Below are 417 nucleotides of genomic sequence, written 5' to 3'. Positions count from 1 at the left end.
AATATTTCAAAAGTTGCTAATGGTGTAACACGCTTCAATGTTTCAAAGCAATTACTTTCAAAAATAACAATCCCCATCCCACCCCTAGAAGTCCAGCAAGAGATCGTTAAGATTTTGGACGCTTTCACAGAATTAAACACAGAATTAAACACAGAATTAAACACAGAATTAAACACAGAATTAAAAGCGCGAAAAAAGCAATACCAGTATTACCAAAACATGCTTTTAGACTTTAACGATATTAATTCAAACCACCAAGACGCAAAAGAAAGATTAACGCAAAAAACCTACCCCAAACATTTAAAAACCTTACTCCAAACTTTAGCACCTAAGGGGGTGGAGTTTAGGAAGTTGGGGGATATTGGGGAATTTTATAGCGGACTTGTTGGAAAAAGTAAAAAATCTTTCTCTCAAGGG

1 protein-coding gene is annotated in these 417 nt (G+C 35.3%); it reads left to right on the top strand.

Going from position 1 to position 417, the window contains the following annotated elements; all coding sequences use genetic code 11:
• Positions 1 to 417, top strand: a 417-nt coding sequence (locus FIM44_RS08415) for a restriction endonuclease subunit S (RefSeq protein WP_194148727.1), incomplete at both ends; no start/stop codon positions are given.

It is taken from the genome of Helicobacter pylori (assembly GCF_006440215.1).
Taxonomy (GTDB): Bacteria; Campylobacterota; Campylobacteria; order Campylobacterales; family Helicobacteraceae; genus Helicobacter; species Helicobacter pylori_CS.
Note: the sequence above shows the minus strand (reverse complement) of the source record. Positions and strands in the feature narration are given on the sequence as shown.